Origin of the sequence: Chthoniobacter sp. (assembly GCF_040003245.1) — a bacterium.
Classification (GTDB): Bacteria; Verrucomicrobiota; Verrucomicrobiia; order Chthoniobacterales; family Chthoniobacteraceae; genus Chthoniobacter.
The window spans coordinates 1-15,157 of the sequence record NZ_JBDUCX010000160.1 but is presented as its reverse complement, the minus strand read 5'-3'; the positions used below and the strand labels follow the sequence as shown (position 1 = coordinate 15,157).

At 63.2% G+C, this 15,157-nt stretch carries 16 protein-coding genes; 7 read left to right on the top strand and 9 right to left on the bottom strand.

Annotation, left to right across the window (positions count from 1 at the left end; genetic code table 11):
* The 5 genes from ABJF10_RS20195 to radC all read right to left on the bottom strand — a co-directional run.
* Nucleotides 1-334, bottom strand: a 334-nt coding sequence (locus ABJF10_RS20195) for a hypothetical protein (protein WP_348546411.1), incomplete at its 3' end; no start/stop codon positions are given.
* Between the two features lie 64 nt (nucleotides 335-398).
* The gene (galE, locus tag ABJF10_RS20190; protein WP_348546410.1) at nucleotides 399-1,370 is read right to left on the bottom strand and encodes a UDP-glucose 4-epimerase GalE; all 972 of its coding nucleotides are present in this window, start codon (nucleotides 1,368-1,370) and stop codon (nucleotides 399-401) included.
* Nucleotides 1,371-2,149: 779 nt separating this feature from the next.
* Entirely contained in the window at nucleotides 2,150-2,638 is a 489-nt protein-coding gene (locus ABJF10_RS20185; RefSeq protein ID WP_348546409.1) for a 3D domain-containing protein, read from the bottom strand.
* A 76-nt stretch (nucleotides 2,639-2,714) separates the two neighbouring features.
* On the bottom strand, nucleotides 2,715-3,533 hold the full coding sequence (lpxA, locus tag ABJF10_RS20180; RefSeq protein WP_348546408.1) for an acyl-ACP--UDP-N-acetylglucosamine O-acyltransferase: 819 nt from the start codon (nucleotides 3,531-3,533) through the stop codon (nucleotides 2,715-2,717).
* Nucleotides 3,534-3,585: 52 nt separating this feature from the next.
* A complete protein-coding gene (radC, locus tag ABJF10_RS20175; RefSeq protein ID WP_348546407.1) occupies nucleotides 3,586-4,281 on the bottom strand; it encodes a DNA repair protein RadC in 696 nt (231 codons plus the stop codon).
* Nucleotides 4,282-4,606: 325 nt separating this feature from the next.
* Between radC and ABJF10_RS20170 the strand changes: the two genes are divergently transcribed.
* The 6 genes from ABJF10_RS20170 to ABJF10_RS20145 all read left to right on the top strand — a co-directional run bounded on the left by ABJF10_RS20170 (nucleotide 4,607) and on the right by ABJF10_RS20145 (nucleotide 9,357).
* The gene (locus tag ABJF10_RS20170) at nucleotides 4,607-4,936 is read left to right on the top strand and encodes a hypothetical protein (RefSeq protein ID WP_348546406.1); all 330 of its coding nucleotides are present in this window, start codon (nucleotides 4,607-4,609) and stop codon (nucleotides 4,934-4,936) included.
* A gap of 24 nt (nucleotides 4,937-4,960) precedes the next feature.
* Nucleotides 4,961-5,293 carry a hypothetical protein gene (locus ABJF10_RS20165; RefSeq protein WP_348546405.1) on the top strand — a complete coding sequence of 111 codons (333 nt, stop codon included), beginning with the start codon at nucleotides 4,961-4,963 and terminating at the stop codon, nucleotides 5,291-5,293.
* The gene (locus ABJF10_RS20160) at nucleotides 5,277-5,531 is read left to right on the top strand and encodes a hypothetical protein (RefSeq protein ID WP_348546404.1); all 255 of its coding nucleotides are present in this window, start codon (nucleotides 5,277-5,279) and stop codon (nucleotides 5,529-5,531) included. Before ABJF10_RS20165 ends, ABJF10_RS20160 begins: the two co-directional genes overlap by 17 nt.
* A 146-nt stretch (nucleotides 5,532-5,677) precedes the next feature.
* On the top strand, nucleotides 5,678-6,238 hold the full coding sequence (locus ABJF10_RS20155; protein WP_348546403.1) for a hypothetical protein: 561 nt from the start codon (nucleotides 5,678-5,680) through the stop codon (nucleotides 6,236-6,238).
* A gap of 690 nt (nucleotides 6,239-6,928) precedes the next feature.
* Complete coding sequence (locus tag ABJF10_RS20150; RefSeq protein WP_348546402.1) at nucleotides 6,929-7,558, top strand: glutaredoxin family protein; 630 nt, start codon at nucleotides 6,929-6,931, stop codon at nucleotides 7,556-7,558.
* Nucleotides 7,559-8,067: 509 nt separating this feature from the next.
* Complete coding sequence (locus ABJF10_RS20145; protein ID WP_348546401.1) at nucleotides 8,068-9,357, top strand: DUF3422 domain-containing protein; 1,290 nt, start codon at nucleotides 8,068-8,070, stop codon at nucleotides 9,355-9,357.
* A gap of 124 nt (nucleotides 9,358-9,481) precedes the next feature.
* On the opposite strand, the gene ABJF10_RS20140 is transcribed toward ABJF10_RS20145, so the two are convergent.
* From ABJF10_RS20140 to ABJF10_RS20130, 3 genes are read right to left on the bottom strand one after another with little or no spacing between them, the layout of a single operon-like run.
* Nucleotides 9,482-11,089 carry a Na+/H+ antiporter gene (locus ABJF10_RS20140; protein ID WP_348546400.1) on the bottom strand — a complete coding sequence of 536 codons (1,608 nt, stop codon included), beginning with the start codon at nucleotides 11,087-11,089 and terminating at the stop codon, nucleotides 9,482-9,484.
* Nucleotides 11,090-11,146: 57 nt separating this feature from the next.
* On the bottom strand, nucleotides 11,147-11,722 hold the full coding sequence (locus tag ABJF10_RS20135) for a hypothetical protein (protein ID WP_348546399.1): 576 nt from the start codon (nucleotides 11,720-11,722) through the stop codon (nucleotides 11,147-11,149).
* A 4-nt stretch (nucleotides 11,723-11,726) separates the two neighbouring features.
* The gene (locus ABJF10_RS20130) at nucleotides 11,727-13,046 is read right to left on the bottom strand and encodes a hypothetical protein (RefSeq protein ID WP_348546398.1); all 1,320 of its coding nucleotides are present in this window, start codon (nucleotides 13,044-13,046) and stop codon (nucleotides 11,727-11,729) included.
* Between the two features lie 117 nt (nucleotides 13,047-13,163).
* On the opposite strand from ABJF10_RS20130, the gene ABJF10_RS20125 reads away from it, so the two are divergent.
* Nucleotides 13,164-14,768 (top strand): family 16 glycoside hydrolase, encoded by a 1,605-nt coding sequence (locus ABJF10_RS20125; RefSeq protein WP_348546397.1) that lies wholly within the window; start codon nucleotides 13,164-13,166, stop codon nucleotides 14,766-14,768.
* Between the two features lie 106 nt (nucleotides 14,769-14,874).
* On the opposite strand, the gene ABJF10_RS20120 is transcribed toward ABJF10_RS20125, so the two are convergent.
* Nucleotides 14,875-15,157, bottom strand: a 283-nt coding sequence (locus ABJF10_RS20120) for a hypothetical protein (RefSeq protein ID WP_348546396.1), incomplete at its 5' end; no start/stop codon positions are given.

Here is a 15,157-nt window from a genome sequence, read left to right as displayed (position 1 = left end):
TGACGTCGCCGCGGAAGTCGGCGGTATTGAGGATCTTGGTCTCCAGATTGTAGATGGCGCGTTCGGCCGTGAAGAGGTGCCCGTCCCGATAGATGCGCACACTGCCCGTCAGAAGCACGTCACGTGTATCCGGATTGTATTGCGCATAGTCGCAATAAATCATCGTTTCCTTGTAGCGGATGACCACATCCCGGTCGGCGATCGCCAGGCCGTTTTCCATGCGGGTCGACTCTGAGGTAATCTCAATCGGCACGTCGCCAAAGCTGCCGAATTGCGCCCGGGCACCCGAGGTACCAATCAATAAGAGCGCGAGCAAATACAGCAGTCGTTTCATGCGAGGCGGCGAAGCTACTGGAGCGCTCCGAAGGTTGCCAAGAGAAAAGGCAGTATTAGTCCCTTTAATCCCCGTAGCCATTTGGGTTACGTAAATGCCACGCCCATGCGCTCTCGATGATCCGGTCGATGGCCTGATATTTCGGCTTCCAGCCCAACTCGCGCTGGACTTTGTCCGACCCGGCGATCAGCCGGGCTGGGTCCCCTGGGCGGCGTGGTTTCTCCACCACGGGGATCTTTTTGCCCGTCACCCGTTCGCAGGTGGCGATGATCTCCCGCACGCTCGTGCCGCCCCCGGTGCCCAGATTGTAGAAGGCCGATTTCCCGGCTCCCAAGGCCAGCATGTGCGCCTGCGCCAGGTCCACGATGTGGATATAGTCGCGGATACAGGTGCCGTCGGGTGTTTCATAGTCGGTGCCGAAGATCTGCACGTTCTCTTTCTGGCCGAGCGCTACTTTGAGCACATTCGGGATGAGATGGGTTTCGATCCGGTGGTCCTCCCCGTAGCGCTCGGTGGCGCCGGCGGCATTGAAGTAGCGCAGCGCCACGAACCGCAGCCCGTGGATCTCGTCGTACCAGCGCAGGATCTTCTCGAAAATCAGCTTCGATTCCCCGTAGGGATTGATCGGCCGTTGCGGCAAAGTCTCGTCGATCGGCAGGCGATCCGGCGGCCCGAAAGTCGCGCAGGTGGAACTGAAGACGAACTTCTTCACCCCCACGGCCACCATGGCGTCGAGGAGGTTCAGCCCCCCGTAAACATTGTTCCGGAAATACTTCGAGGGGTTCTCCATCGACTCACCGACGAGGGCATTGGCCGCGAAGTGCATCACCGCGTCCGGTCGCGCGTGCTCCATGGCGTCGTGGATATCGCAGTCCTTTTGCAGGTCGCCGACGATCAATTCCGCGCGCGGGTCGATGGCCCGGCGATGCCCCTCGGTGAGGTTGTCAAAAACCGTGACGGTGTGCCCCGCCTCGAGGAGTTGTTCCACACAGATGCTGCCGATGTAGCCGGCGCCGCCGGTGACGAATATTTTCATGGTTAAGCTGGGATTCAGGCCCGTGAGCGGGCCGCGCCATTAAGCGCGACTCGCCTGCCGGTGTGCAAGACTGGAGCGTGTCGGGGCCCTCGGAGCGAAAAATTTGAGGCACGATCAGGCACGACTGAGCACGACTGGTCTGGATTCGCCCTTGGGCGCGGGCTGCCTTGGCCGGTGAACCACGTGATTTTTTTTGAGTGGGATCGGGTGGGATCGGTGGGATCTCCAGAGTAAATCGGCGGGAGACGGCGGTGGGAGAGAGCCGGGAGACTGGTGAGATGGTGAGGGCGGCTCGCTGCGGCGGTGACCAGCCGGAACCAGCCGGAACTGACCGTAACTCCAGAGTAAGCCGATTCGTGGGGAATGCCCGGTTGGCGCTCGCGGTCTCCGTTTTGAAAATTACCACCTTGAATTGGCTTGAGGGAGCTTGAGTTACCTTGAACCGGTTTCTTTTCTTCGCCGGGCCGCCTTGACTGAGTCCCTGGCGGATGACCGGCCGGAAGTGGGCGATCTCGCCGTGGCGAACGCGGTGGAAAATCGTCGGAGTTCATGCGGGGGAAGTGTGGCATGACACGGCGCAAAATGTGCATGGCTCCATTGGTTCCATTGGCTCCATTGCGGAAAATTGCATTTTGGGCCTCTCAATTTGCCCATTCTCCTGTGACACGCATGGCGCCTGGGTGGATCGCGAGCTCCGAGCGCGATGGGAAAACAGGCCGCGCGCAGCTCGGCATCCACCCAAGCTCAGGGCGTGGAGACCGATTAAAATAGAAACAGCTCTACGAAGCCGGAATGACGCCCTGCTTCTTCAACTGCGCCACCATCACCGCGACGTGCGCGTTTTTGCACCGCCCGGCGAGCAGCTTCAGGCTCATGGCCTCCGAGCCCCATTCCAGGATCTCGATCTCTTCATGGCGCACGCCCCAGCCGCGCACGCTCGACCGGCTCGGGAAGAAAAGGTCGATGGTCTGCTTGCCGACGAGGGCGGAGCCGTAGTCCTCGATCACATATTCATGCCCGGTGCTGAGGAGCTTGAAGCGGGTGCCCAGCGGCAGCCACGACCAATCCGACGCCGCACTGTAGATGCTGCCGCCGAAGTGCAGGCGCCCGCCGATGGCATTCTTCGCGCCGCCGGCTTCGGTTTGGGTGTAGGCCGTGGTGCGCACGGTGACTTTCTGGCCGACGTGGCCGTTCTGTTGCGCCTGGCGCTTGGGGGTGGCACAACCGATGAGGCAAAGCGCGAGGAAGAGCGGTAGGAGATAACGCATGAGTGAATGTGATGACGGACAAACCTCGGGGGCCGCGGCTATGTAGGCGCATCGGCTACCCGTGGCAACCCATATTTCACTCTGGATGAAGCATTTCCTCTGCCGCGCCACCCCCCCTGGAGGCGAGTAAATCACAGACCCCGCGCTTCTTCGCCGCCGCCACGAAATCGAAGAAGGATTGCGCCTCCGCCCCCCAGCTTTTGCCCTTCGCGGCGGCCAGCGCCTGGGTGGTATTGAACCCCCGGCGGTAGAGCAGGGCGAAGGCTTCCTTGATTTCCGCCCGCGTCGCCGGCGAGAAGCCGGCCCGCCGCAGCCCGACCACGTTCAGGCCTGCGATCCCGTTGCGTTCCGCGGCCGTGGTGAAAGGCGGGATGTCCTTGCTGAAGGCGCTCCCGCCCTGGCAGATGGCCAGCCGCCCCACGCGAATGTGCTGATGGAACACGCAGCCGCCGCCGATGAACACGCGCTCGGCCACCTGCACGTGCCCGCCGAGCAGCGCATTGTTGGCAATGATCACGTGGTCGCCGAGCGAGACATTGTGCGCCAGATGCGCGCCGGCCATGAGGAAGCATCCGTGACCCACTGTCGTGGCGCTATTGTCGTTCGTCCCGCGATGGATCGTGCAGTACTCGCGGATCTTGTTGCCATCGCCGATCCGCACCGAACTGCGGACTTGCGGCTTGAAGGCGAAATCCTGCGGGTCGCCGCCAATCACCGCCCCGTAGCCGATGAGGTTGCCGCGTCCCATCTCCACGTGCGCACCGATGATCGCATGCGCCTGGATCTCGCAGCCGTCGCCGATCTTCGCCGCGCCCTCGATGACCACGTACGGCCCGATGATGACGTTCGTGCCGAGCGTGGCGTCGGGGTGAATGACGGCGGTGGGATGAATCATGGAGCGGGCGATCTTGGACGGTCGGCGGGCGATGTTCAAGAGGCCCGGCCTCTTAAATCAACCCCGCTTCCTTGAAGCTGAAGTAGGGCACCCGCCCATTGTCGCCGGAGCCGATGATCACATGATCCAGCAACCGGATCTGCAACAACTCCGCCCCCTGCATGAGCCGGCGCGTGAGCTGGTGATCCGCACTGCTCGGGGCGGGATCGCCCGAGGGATGATTGTGCACCAGCACCACCGCGAAGGCGGAGTAGATCAGCGCCGGCCGGAAGATCTCCCGCGGATGCGCGATGCTCTCATTGAGACTGCCCTGCGACACCTCCTCCACGCGCAGGAGATGATACTTCGTATCCAGCAACACCGCGCGCAACGACTCCTTCGTCAGCGCCCGCATCTCCGCGCCGAGCAACTCATTGATCAGCTCCGGCGTATCGAGCCGCTGCCGCACGAGCGTCTCCCGCGCCAGCCGCGACGCCAGCCCGAAGGCCGCCGCCAGTTGCACCGCCTTCGCCGGCCCCACGCCCTTGATCTTCGACAGCTCCGCCACCGTGCACCGCGCCAGCCCGCTGAGCGACTGGTACTCCGCGAGAAGCTTGCGTGCCACGTCGATCGCATTCGCCCCCTGCATGCCCGTGCGCAACAGAATCGCGATCAGCTCGCTATCGCTCAACGCCCCCGCGCCCTGCGCCGCCAGCTTCTCCCGCGGACGCTCCTGCGCCGGCAATTCGTGAATGCGCAAAGTAGCCATAGCCCCGCCCATCTAGCAGAAGGCCACAAACAAGGGGATGCCAAAATTTGGAAACCGCGAATGGACACGAATCGACGCGAATGGGATGGGAACCTTTGACCACGGATGGCGCGGATAACACGGATGGGGACGGATTGCGGAAAAGGGGGGCTTTAGCATCCGTGCCCATCCGTGTCATCCGTGGTTCATCATCCATTTTCGGTTGATCCGGCAGGCAAGGAATGAAGCAAAAGCGTCACCGGCCCGTCTGATGAATGAGACCGGAGTCAAACCGGCGTCGCCACTGCACTCTGATCCGACCCAGCCCAAAACCCCACCCGCCGCCATGCCAGCCCGCCATCTCCTCCTCGTCCCGCTGTTCCTCTTCGCCACCGCCTTCGGCGCCTCCGCGCAGACGACGACCCCGGAAGTGGCGGTGGCTGAGACTCCGGCGGTCACGCTTTCCCAGCAAAAGACGGTTGATCGCTATCCCGACATCGGCGTGGCTGGCTCCGCGCTCAACCTCGCCTTCGTCGACGTCTTCACTCACTGGAAAACCTGGAAGCCGGAAGTCCTGCAACGCGACGACTGGCCGGAAATCGTCGCCGCCGAAGCGGTCAACGTCTACACCGCCCGCCGCCGCGAAGAAGCGCGGCAGGCAAGGCTGGCGCGGTAAGGAGGAACCGCGAATGGACACGAATTGACGCGAATGGATGGAGGGGCGGTCAGCGTCACCGTTGTGGTGGCCGGGGCTTTACTTTTCAGCGCATCCATTGCATCCTGTGAAGCCATGCCGAAGATCCAACCAGCACGTGCCAAAGACGGCTCCATGGGAGCAAAGTCCGCGCGCGGTAAAATGAGCGATCCAGACTCCCGCCGCAAGCTGGCCGAGAAAGCTTTGGAAGGGCATCCGCGCAAAGCGCAGATTCTGCGCGGCATCGATTTCCGTAATCCCAAGGCCTCGGAATTGGCCATTGCGGCGAGCTTGAAGGAGCGCGCCCGGCGCGCGCTGGGGCATGGATCGGCGGCGTAGCATCGTCAGTTCGCCGGAATTCATCGACGAGTTGGAAGTGTTCGTCGGGGAGGGACAGCAAGCGCTGGAATTCATCGCCGGAGCGGAAGATCTGCTTTCACGTGAACCGCGATCCGGAGTGACGGCAGACGGGGAGGTGTGGCTGCTGAGCGTGGCTCCCATCGGCGATTTGCAGCTCACGATTTACTACTCATTTGACGAAGACAACGTGCTGCTGCTCGCCATTCGGCCGTGCTGACCGCCATTCGCGTTTATTCGTGTCCATTCGCGGTTAAAATCGCGAGGCGGGCAGCGCGCGCTTTCAGCAGCCCCGCGTGGCGATTGAAGACGGATTTCCTTCCTGTTAGCGTGCCGGTCTTCCTCTGGTCCGCCCAGCCTCCCCCTATGAAAACAACGCTCCTCCTCCCCGCTCTTTTTCTCCTCGTTGTATTGGGCTCGGCTTCGGCGGCGGAGGTCGAGGCGCGGCTCTTGCGCTTTAGCGGGGACATTCCGCCGCTGGCGAATCTCGTCCGCCTCGCGGACTCCCGGGCGATTACGCCTTCGACCACCTTCACCGCCACCCTCAACGAGAAGAACGCCTTCGAGTACCGGGCCACGAAGCCCGAGGAATACCCGACCAGCTTCGATGCCGAAGGCAAACCCGAGGCGACCGACAAACGCGAGACCGGCGTCATCTTCTCGGGCGAGGCCCAGGCGCTGGGAAAAGCCTACACGCTCGACCTCCACTTCCGCCTCGTCGAGCGGACGAACACGATCCTCTATCCCACGCAGTCCGGCGCCACCATCGCGCAACCCGTCTTTCGCTCCATGGATGTCACGCACTCCGTCAAAGTGGAATCCGGCGATTGGTCTTTGGTCGAGGTCGCCGCCGCCCCCGTCGCCACCGTCGATCAATCAACGCCCGCCACGCCCGATCATTTCGTCCTGCTCGTGAGGGTTCGATAAGCGTCGCGCGTTGTCCTGATTTATTGACGGACACCTATTACACCCACCAATTTCCCGCATAGATATGACACTGCTGTCGATTAACGCTTGGGATGCCGAGACATACTTGTCACTCGCCGAGATTTTATTGGTCAGGGGTCGCATAGTTTTGCCTCTGCAATGGGATCTGCACGTTTGGGAGGTGGCTCCCGGTCCCGGAGTAGAAACGATTGATGCATTGGATCCTAGCGTTAGCCTCAACACGTTTGAGCTCTTACATTTGGTTACGCCTTGTGTTCAGATAATCGATGGCGTTATCGAGGGCTATGATTCAAAGGGAGCACTAGTCGTTCTGATTCGAGCTGTCGATAGTACGAGTTGGGACGTTGAGACGGACGTGATGGAACTGATACAGACGTTGAAGGACGCCTATCCCGAGGCTTCATCCGTCGTGGAAGACGGAGCGCGATAGGAGGCAGGCTCGCTAAGTCTGGGATTTTTGACCACGGATGACACGGATGGGCGCGGATGACAGAAAGGCGCCTTTCATCCGCGCCCATCCGTGTCATCCGTGGTTCAATTCCCTCCTCCGCATCACATTTGATATGCCCTCTTAGCGCGACCAAATAGCCCTGATTGGCGGATATTCCGCGGAGGAGTTACCCGGCAGACAGAACTGGCGAATATCCGGACAGAAGGTAGGGTGTTCCCATGAAAACTCTTCCGGTCTTGCTCCTCGTGATTGGCCTGCCGCTGGCGGGGTACTTGAACCGGGACCGGTTGAGCGAGATGTGGGCGAAGCATAACGCGGCTGTTGCGGGGGAGGATGTGTCGGCGGAACCGGCGGCGGCGGGGGCGCAGCGGGGGGCGGCGGTGGCTCCGAATCCGGCGAAGGAGGCGCAGACGCGGGCGACGGCGATTTATCCGGGGCTGGCGATTCCCAATTCGGCTTTGAACCAGAAATTTGTGGCGCTGTACAAGGAGGCGCAGGCGTCCGATCCGGCGCTTTTGGCGCGGACGGATTGGCCGTTGACGCTGGCGGAACGGGCGGTGGTGGCGCTCGGGGGCAAGGCGATGCCGCGGATCGCGCCGGTGGCGGTGAGTGCGCGGGCGCAGGGGAAGCAGGTGGTGATGTACACGACTTCGCACTGCCCGTACTGCAAGCAGGCCAAGACGTACCTGACGCAAAGAGGTATTCCCTTCCGGGAGGTCGATATCGAGGCGTCCGGGGTGGGCAAGTTGGAGTATCAGCGACTGGGTGGGAATGGGGTGCCGTTGATCATGGTGGGCGGGACGAAGGTGGAGGGGTTTGATGAGAAGGAATTGAATCGGTTGCTGTAGGGGGGGCGGTTCACGAATTTGGGAAGAGCAAGCAATTGACAGTCGCGGTCAACGCAGGCCAAAGGCCGGAGACAAGCCAGCCCAGGGCAAAGCGAGCCTGCGAGCGTCGCCCTAGGTACGGTAAACACACGAACGCGAGCCCTGGAGGGGCGGAACAAAGTTGCGTGTGGTTCGGCCGATTGGACCCTTGTGGCGCCCACGTTGGGGCTCGGCGCTTTTTGTGATTCGAGACCCAGGGCGACGCTCGCAGACTCGCTTTGCCCTAGGCTGGCTTGTTGGCGGGCCGTTGGCCCTCGCGCTCGGAGCGCGCGATCCACCTTCGCCACCAGTAAAAGATGTGGCCGGCGGGGCGTCCCCACCGACTCTCAAAATAATTTCCGGTGGGATGTGTGTGCGGGCGTGGGGGTTCCGTCGAGTGAGGCGGATGAAGGCTGAGGCGCGCGCTGTCTGTGCTGTTCATTCGGGCATTTTTTGGTGATACTGCGCCGTGTTGTCCCCGGGATTCGATCGTGACTGCCGTGCCTTTGGAGCGTTTTCACTCTCAATACCGCGAACTGCATGCCGAACTTCTTGCCAGACCGTTTCCCGTGGTCGCAGGTCAGGTCATGGTGGCGCATCGTGCGATCCTTTTTACGGCGGAAGAGGTGGGGGCGCACCGGGCGGCGATCGCGGCGCTGGCGACGTATCCAGGGGTGGTAGCGGGGCCGGACGAGCAGGGGTTTCAACTGCTGCGCGTGGGCGCGGTGGACCTGCGCATCGAGCGGCATGGGGAGTTTACTTCGTTCACGGTGTTTGCGCCGCAGAGCGGCGTGCCGTTTGCGGAATCGGCGATCGATCTTTTGCCGGCGGGTTGGATGGAGGGCATTCCGGGGCGCGTGCTGGCGGCGGTGGAGATCGCCAGTGAACAGGTGGCGGCGGAGGAGGCGGGCACCGGGAAGACGATGGAGCGGGTGCTGGAATATTTTGCGCAGGACCGGCTGGTGGGTGGCTGGGTGGTGGAACGGGTGGCTTCGGTGTGGAGCACCTTCCGGCTGGATGAGCGCGGGGCGACGCGTTTCCTGGTGCAGGTGCATCGGCTGACGACGGGGCGCTATGGGCGGCTGCTCCAGCGGCTGGTGGAGATCGAGACGTATCGGCTGGCGGCGATGTTGAGTCTGCCGCTGGCACGCGATCTTTTGCCGGAGGTGGAGATGCTGGAGGCGCAGCATGTGGCGCTGGTGGAACGCATCGGGGTGATGGATGCGGGCGAGGAGCGGGCGTTGCTGGGCGATCTGACGAATCTTTCGCTGGCGGCGGAGCGGTTGCAGGCGCGGTGCGGGTCGCGTTTCAGCCGGACGGAATCGTATGCGCGGATTCTCTCGGCGCGGGTGCGCGAACTGCGCGAGGAGCAGGTGCCGGGTTACCAGACGATCAGCGAGTTTTTCGACCGGCGGCTGGCGCAGGCGTTGCACACTTGCTCGCGGGCGGATGCGGGGTTGCGGGCGCTGTCGGCGCGGGTGCAATCGACGACGGGATTATTGCGCACGCGGGTGGAGGTGAATTTGCAAAGCCAGAATCAGCAGCTCCTGGCGAGTGTGGATCGGCGGGCGGCGGCGCAGTTGCGTCTGCAGCACAACGTGGAAGGGCTCTCGGTGGTGGTGCTGACTTACTACCTGGCGAATTTGCTGAAGCTCGCGCTGGAAGGGACGGAGGCGGCGGGCTACGAGGTGAAGCCGCTGCTCATTGTGGCGCTGGTGTTGCCGCTGCTCGCGGGCGGGGTGTGGTGGGCGGTGCGGCGGGCGCGGCACCAGAGTCATTGAGGGGTGGGCAAAGCACGCGGGACCGCAAAGAATTTTTGACCACGGATGACACGGATGGGCACGGATGAAAGGCAGCTTTTCTGTGATCCGCGCCCATCCGTGTCATCCGTGGTTTATTTCTCTTTCACGCTTCCCGCTCGGAGAGGCGGGCGTCGGCGAGGTCGATGTCGCGTTGGACGATGCGCAGGGTCTCGTCGTTGATGCGGTGTTGGTTGCGGAGCTCGATGATGGTGTCGCGTTCCACCTGGAGGGCGTCGCGCGCGGCTTGATGGAAACGAGCGGGTGACGCGGCGGGGCCGTCGGGAACGGTGGCGTTGGCACTGGCTTCGTCCTCTTCGTGTTCGAGCTGGGCCATGCGCTCGTGGTACTCGGCTTGCAGGAGATTGAGTTGCGGGCGGCTTTCGACTTCGGTTGCCGCGCGGCGTTCGAGGTAGGCGAGCGCGGCCTGGTTGGCGGCGAGGCGGGCGATGTAGCCTTCCTCTTCCGTCTTGCAGTCGCCTTCGACTTTCAGGATGCGGATGAGGATGGGCAGGCTGAGACCCTGGGCGACGAGGGTGAGGAGGATGACGGCGAAGGAGACGAAGATGATGATGTCGCGCCCGGGGAAGGGTGTGCCGACAGCGGTGGCGAGGGGCAGGGCGAGGGCGGTGGCAAGGGAATCGACGCCGCGCATGCCGGACCAGCCGATGATGGTGATGTCGCGCCAGTCGGGATAGGGATCGCGGGCGCGGATGGACGGGAAAAGAAACCGGGGCACATAGGCGGCGGGAAAGACCCACAGCAGGCGCAGGACGATGACGACAGCGCTGACGGCGCCGGCCTGGAAGAGCAGGCGGGACCAGGAACTCTGCTGTTCGAGGCCATGCACGACCTGGGGCAATTGCAGGCCGATGAAGATGAAGACGACGCCATTGAGCAGATAGACGAGCATCTGCCAGAACGAGGTGAGTTCCAGCCGGGTGCGGGCGCTGATCATGCGCGGCAGCCGCCAGCCGAGATAGACGCCGGCGGTGACGATGGCGAGGGCGCCGGAGCATTCGAGGTGTTCGGCGGCGAGATAGGCGAGGTATGGGGCGAGCAGCGAGATGGTGATTTGCACCGGCGGGTCGTCGAGGCGGCGCTGGATCCAATCGACACTCACGCCGACGATCCAGCCGATGATGGCACCGCCGAGGGCGACGAGGGGCAGTTCCAGGGCGGCGGTGGCGGAGGAAAAGGTGCCGGTGACCACGGCGGCGATCCCGAAGCGATAGGCGACGAGGGCGACGGCATCGTTTACGAGGCTTTCGCCCTCGAGGATGGTGACGATGCGGCGGGGGACTTCGAGGCGCTCGAAGACGGCAGTGGCGGCGATCGCATCGGGCGGAGAAACGATGGCGCCGAGGACGAAAGCGGCGGCCCATGGGAGACCCGGAATGCACGCGTGGGCGACCCAGGCGACGGCGGCGATAGTGAGGAGGACGAGGCCGACGGCGAGGAGGAGGATGGGGCGCAGGTTGGTTTTGAAATCGTGCCACGATGTGAGCAACGCAGTGGGAAATAGCAGCGGAGGGAGAAAGACGGGGAGGACGAGCTCGGGCGCGAAGGCGATCTGGGGCAACCGGGGGATGAGCCCGAGGGTGAGGCCGCAGAGCACCATGAGGACGGGATACGGCAGGTGGATTTTGCGCGCCGCGATGTCCAGCGCGGCGACCAACATCAAGACGAAGCAGACGAGTTCGAGTTGAGCCATGGCGCGCAGGCTAGGAAAATTTCGGGCGCGCGTCAGCGGTAACTTGCGGGCGAGGCGTCAATCGGAACGGAGGCGCGTGTGCCTGGTGCCGTCGGGGTCCCGGGCGATCCATTGGCGGTCGTCGAGGGAGATGGTGGTGTAGGTGTCGCTCATCCCGACGATCTTCGCGGCGATCGCCTTCTTCAGCGATCCACCCAGTGTTTCGGCAATGGCCTTCCGCACTTCCTCCAGCTTGTCGGCGCCGTATTTCTCTTTGAACTCAGGAGCGGAAAGCTGGACGTCGTGGACGTCGACGCCGTCGAGCGCGCGGATGGTGATGTGGAGTTGGTCGCCGCTCACGCTCCAGTCGCCGTGGAGTGTGCATTGGTATTTCTGTGTGAGCACGCCCTTCGGTTCGTCGATGGTCACGGTGTCATCGAGATTCCAGAGGGCGGTGAAGGAACCGTCCGGCAGGAAGTGGAAGACATCGCCGCTGGCGGCTTCCTTCCAGGTGCCGACAATGAGCGTGCGGCGCGCGGCGGACTCGGCGGTCGAATGTTCATAGATAGCGCTGATCCGCTTTTTCAAGGCGTAGCCGGCGATTGCGAGGCCGAGGCCCAGGAGCAGGATGAAAACGGCAACGCGAATCTTCATGGATTTATTTCACGGCTGCGGCGCTGGGGGTGGAGGCGAGGCCCACGGCATTGAGGCTGCGGATGCTGTATTGATGCGGCTCGCCGGGCCGGGCGCTCGGGTCTTGATAGCGCATCGGTGGTGCGGCGATGACGGGGGTGTCGCCGCCGTTCAGCCCTTGAAACAGCGGAGTGCCGAGTTTGCCGACAGGCTTTTGCGGGAGGCGCGCGAGTTCGTGGCCATCGCGTTCGATGAGGAAGCCGCCGAGTCCGCTTTCGAGATCGGCTTCGGCGTTCCAGGTGAGTTCACCGGCGGCACTGAGGCGCACGTTTGTGGGGGCGGGAGGAGGAGTGGTATCGGCGGGGTGGCCGGTCTCGTTGTAGGAGCTCCAGATTTTGGCGAAGGCGGCGCTGGGCAGCCACGACGCGTCGGCGGGGTTGCCGGTGAATTCGCCGGCGGGTTGCGCGGTGCTGGCGCCGGGCGCGGCGAGTTGCGCGAGCTTTGGGTCGACCGGCCGAAGCGTCTGCGTGCCGCTGCCGGGTGCGGGGAGACGTTGGGCGAGACAGGCGTCGAAGAAAGCGACGGCGAGGTAACGGGAGTCGCCGCACTCGTGGCCGCTGAGCGGATCGGAGGCGAGGCCACCGGGGGCGCCGTGTTCGCGCCAGGCCTTGAGCATGGCGCGATCGCCGATGCGGGCCGGGCCGTGGCTGGGGTCTTGCGCTTCCTTCACGCCGCCGATGAAAAGAAATGGGACTTCGTAAACGGCGGGCGTAAGCGTGGGCTTGGGAATCTCGCCGCGCTCCCAAATGGCGTAGGCGGAGCCGGAGCGGAAGAAGATCGCGGCGATGCGTTCGGGATGCAGGGTGAGCATGAGACTGGACCAAAAGCCGCCGCCGGAATGTCCCCACAGACACCACGGCACGGTGGTCAGCTCGGGGTGTTTCGATTCTTCGGCAAAGTGCGCGAGGGCTTTCTGAAACGCGGCGTCGGAGCCATTGCGGGGATCGCACCAATGGCGGCAGTCGCCGTCGGTGAGTTGCTGATAGGCCGGGCCGAGGAGGGCGCAATCCCATTTGCGCGCGAGCGCCTGCCAGTGGAGATCGTAAGCGGCGGTGAGTCCGGTGACGCCCGAGCCTTTGCCACAGCCGTGCTGGTGCACGATGACGCCGCGGAGCGTCTTCGCACCCTCGGGAATCCAGAGGGTGTAGGTGACCGGCATGGCGAGCTCGCCGGGTTTGTCGGACGTCTCGTAGTGAATCGAATAGTAGGGCGGGGCGATGGCGGGCGGTGGTTCGGCGGCGAGAGCGCACGACGCGAGCGCGAGGAGCAAGAGAGTGGATTTCATCAGGGGGCAATGAATGTTTGATGCGGGTCGATGGGGGAGTCTATCGTCCGGGTTCCACTTGCCAATGCCAGCGTCGCTGGCCAGAACGGGCTGCTTTCGCCCCAACTCCATACCCCCATGAAATCGATCGCCATCCTTGCCCTCACGCTTCTCGCGCTTGCCTCGCTCCGCGCGGATGATCCAGTGCCGCCGAAAGGTTTTCGCGCGATCTTTGATGGCAAGGATCTCACCGGTTGGTACGGGCTGAATCCGCATTCGGTCGTGAAGCTGGAGGGGGAGAAGCGCGAGGCGAACTTGAAACAGCAGCGCGAGGAATTTTCCCAACACTGGAGCGTGGAAAATGGCGAGCTGCTGAACAAGGGCACGGGGCCGTACGCGACGACCGAGGAGGAATTCGGCGACATCGAACTGATGATCGAATACAAGACGGTGCCGCATGCGGACAGCGGTGTTTATTTGCGCGGCAATCCGCAGGTGCAGATCTGGGACGACACCCAGCCGTGGCTGGAGAAGGCCCCGGATCGCAACCCGGACCGCGGCTCCGGCGGGCTCTTCAACAACACGCCGAAGACGCTCGGGCGTGATCCGATCCTGGTGGCGGACAAACCGTTCGGGCAATGGAACCAGTTGCGCATCCGGCAGATCGGCGCGCGGACCTGGGTGTGGCTGAATACGCGGGCGGTGGTGGAGGGTGCGGTGATGGAGAATTATTTCGACAAGACGCAGCCGTTGCCGGCGAAGGGCCCGATCATGCTCCAGACGCATGGTGGCGAGATTCGCTGGCGCAATCTCTTCGTGCGTGAGATCGGCGCCGACGAAGCGAAGACGGTGCTCGCGGCGAATCCACTGCTGCCCAACCCGACGGCGTACGATGTGTCCTACGGTCCGCATCGCAAGCAGGTGCTGCACTTTTGGAAAGCGGAGTCCGACAAGCCGACGCCGCTGCTCTTTTTCATTCACGGCGGCGGATGGATGGGTGGCGGCCGGCTCAGCGGCTTGAGCAGCATTCTCCCGCTCTTCCTCAAGGCGGGGATCTCGGTAGTGTCGGTGGAGTATCGTTTCATCCCCGAAGCCACGGCCGATGGCGAGGTGCCGCCGGTGAACGGCCCGCTGCACGACGCGGCGCGCGCGTTGCAATTCGTGCGCAGCAAGGCGGCGGAGTGGAACATCGACAAGGCGCGCATCGGCGCGAGCGGCGGCTCGGCCGGCGCCTGCACGTCGCTGTGGCTGGCCTTTCATCCCGAGATGGCCGACGCGAACAGCGCTGATCCGATTGCGCGCGAGTCCACGCGCCTGTGGTGCGCGGCCGTCTCCGCGCCGCAGACGACGCTCGACCCGAAGCAGATGAAGGAATGGACGCCGAACAGCAGCTACGGCGGACACGCCTTTTTCTTCACGTCGGACCCGGCGAAGAAGATCACGCAGTTCGACGCGTTTCTCGCCGGTCGCGAAACGATCCTGCCCTGGATCGCGGAGTATTCGCCTTACGCGCTGGTCTCGTCGGACGACCCGCCCATCTACATGACTTTCGGCGCGCCCCCGGCGCTGGGGCAGGACCAGAAAAATCCCACGCACACCGCGAATTTCGGCGTGAAACTCCAGGAGCATTGCCAGGAATTGGGCGTGCCGTGCGAGCTGTACTATCCCGGCGCGCCGGACGCGCCGCACCAGACGGTGGAAAAATACCTGCTCGAGAAACTGAAGGCGCCGACGGCGAGATGAGCCGCGAAGTTAAACAACCGGTGCAGGCATCGCGTCCGAATCCTCTTTCAGACTGCTGAGCTTGTTTCCAAGTAAGTTGAATGGAGAGGGCCAATAAGTCGTCACCTTACTTATGAAACGAATTAGTCTCCTTTTGATAGTCCTCGGAGCCATCCTGTTTACGCCCACTGGGGCCTTCGCCAGCGATAAGCATAAGCACCATTACAAGCACAAGCATCATTACGATAATGGGGATAACCGGGATGAGCGGGATCGTCGGGAGCTGCAGGCGCAAATGGAGGCGGATCGTCGCGCCAACGGTTACTACGACAATTCCCGCTACAGTTCCCATCACCATCACTCTCGCTAAAAGAGCTCGCGCTTCCACCGCTGCATATCTTCGGGCGGAA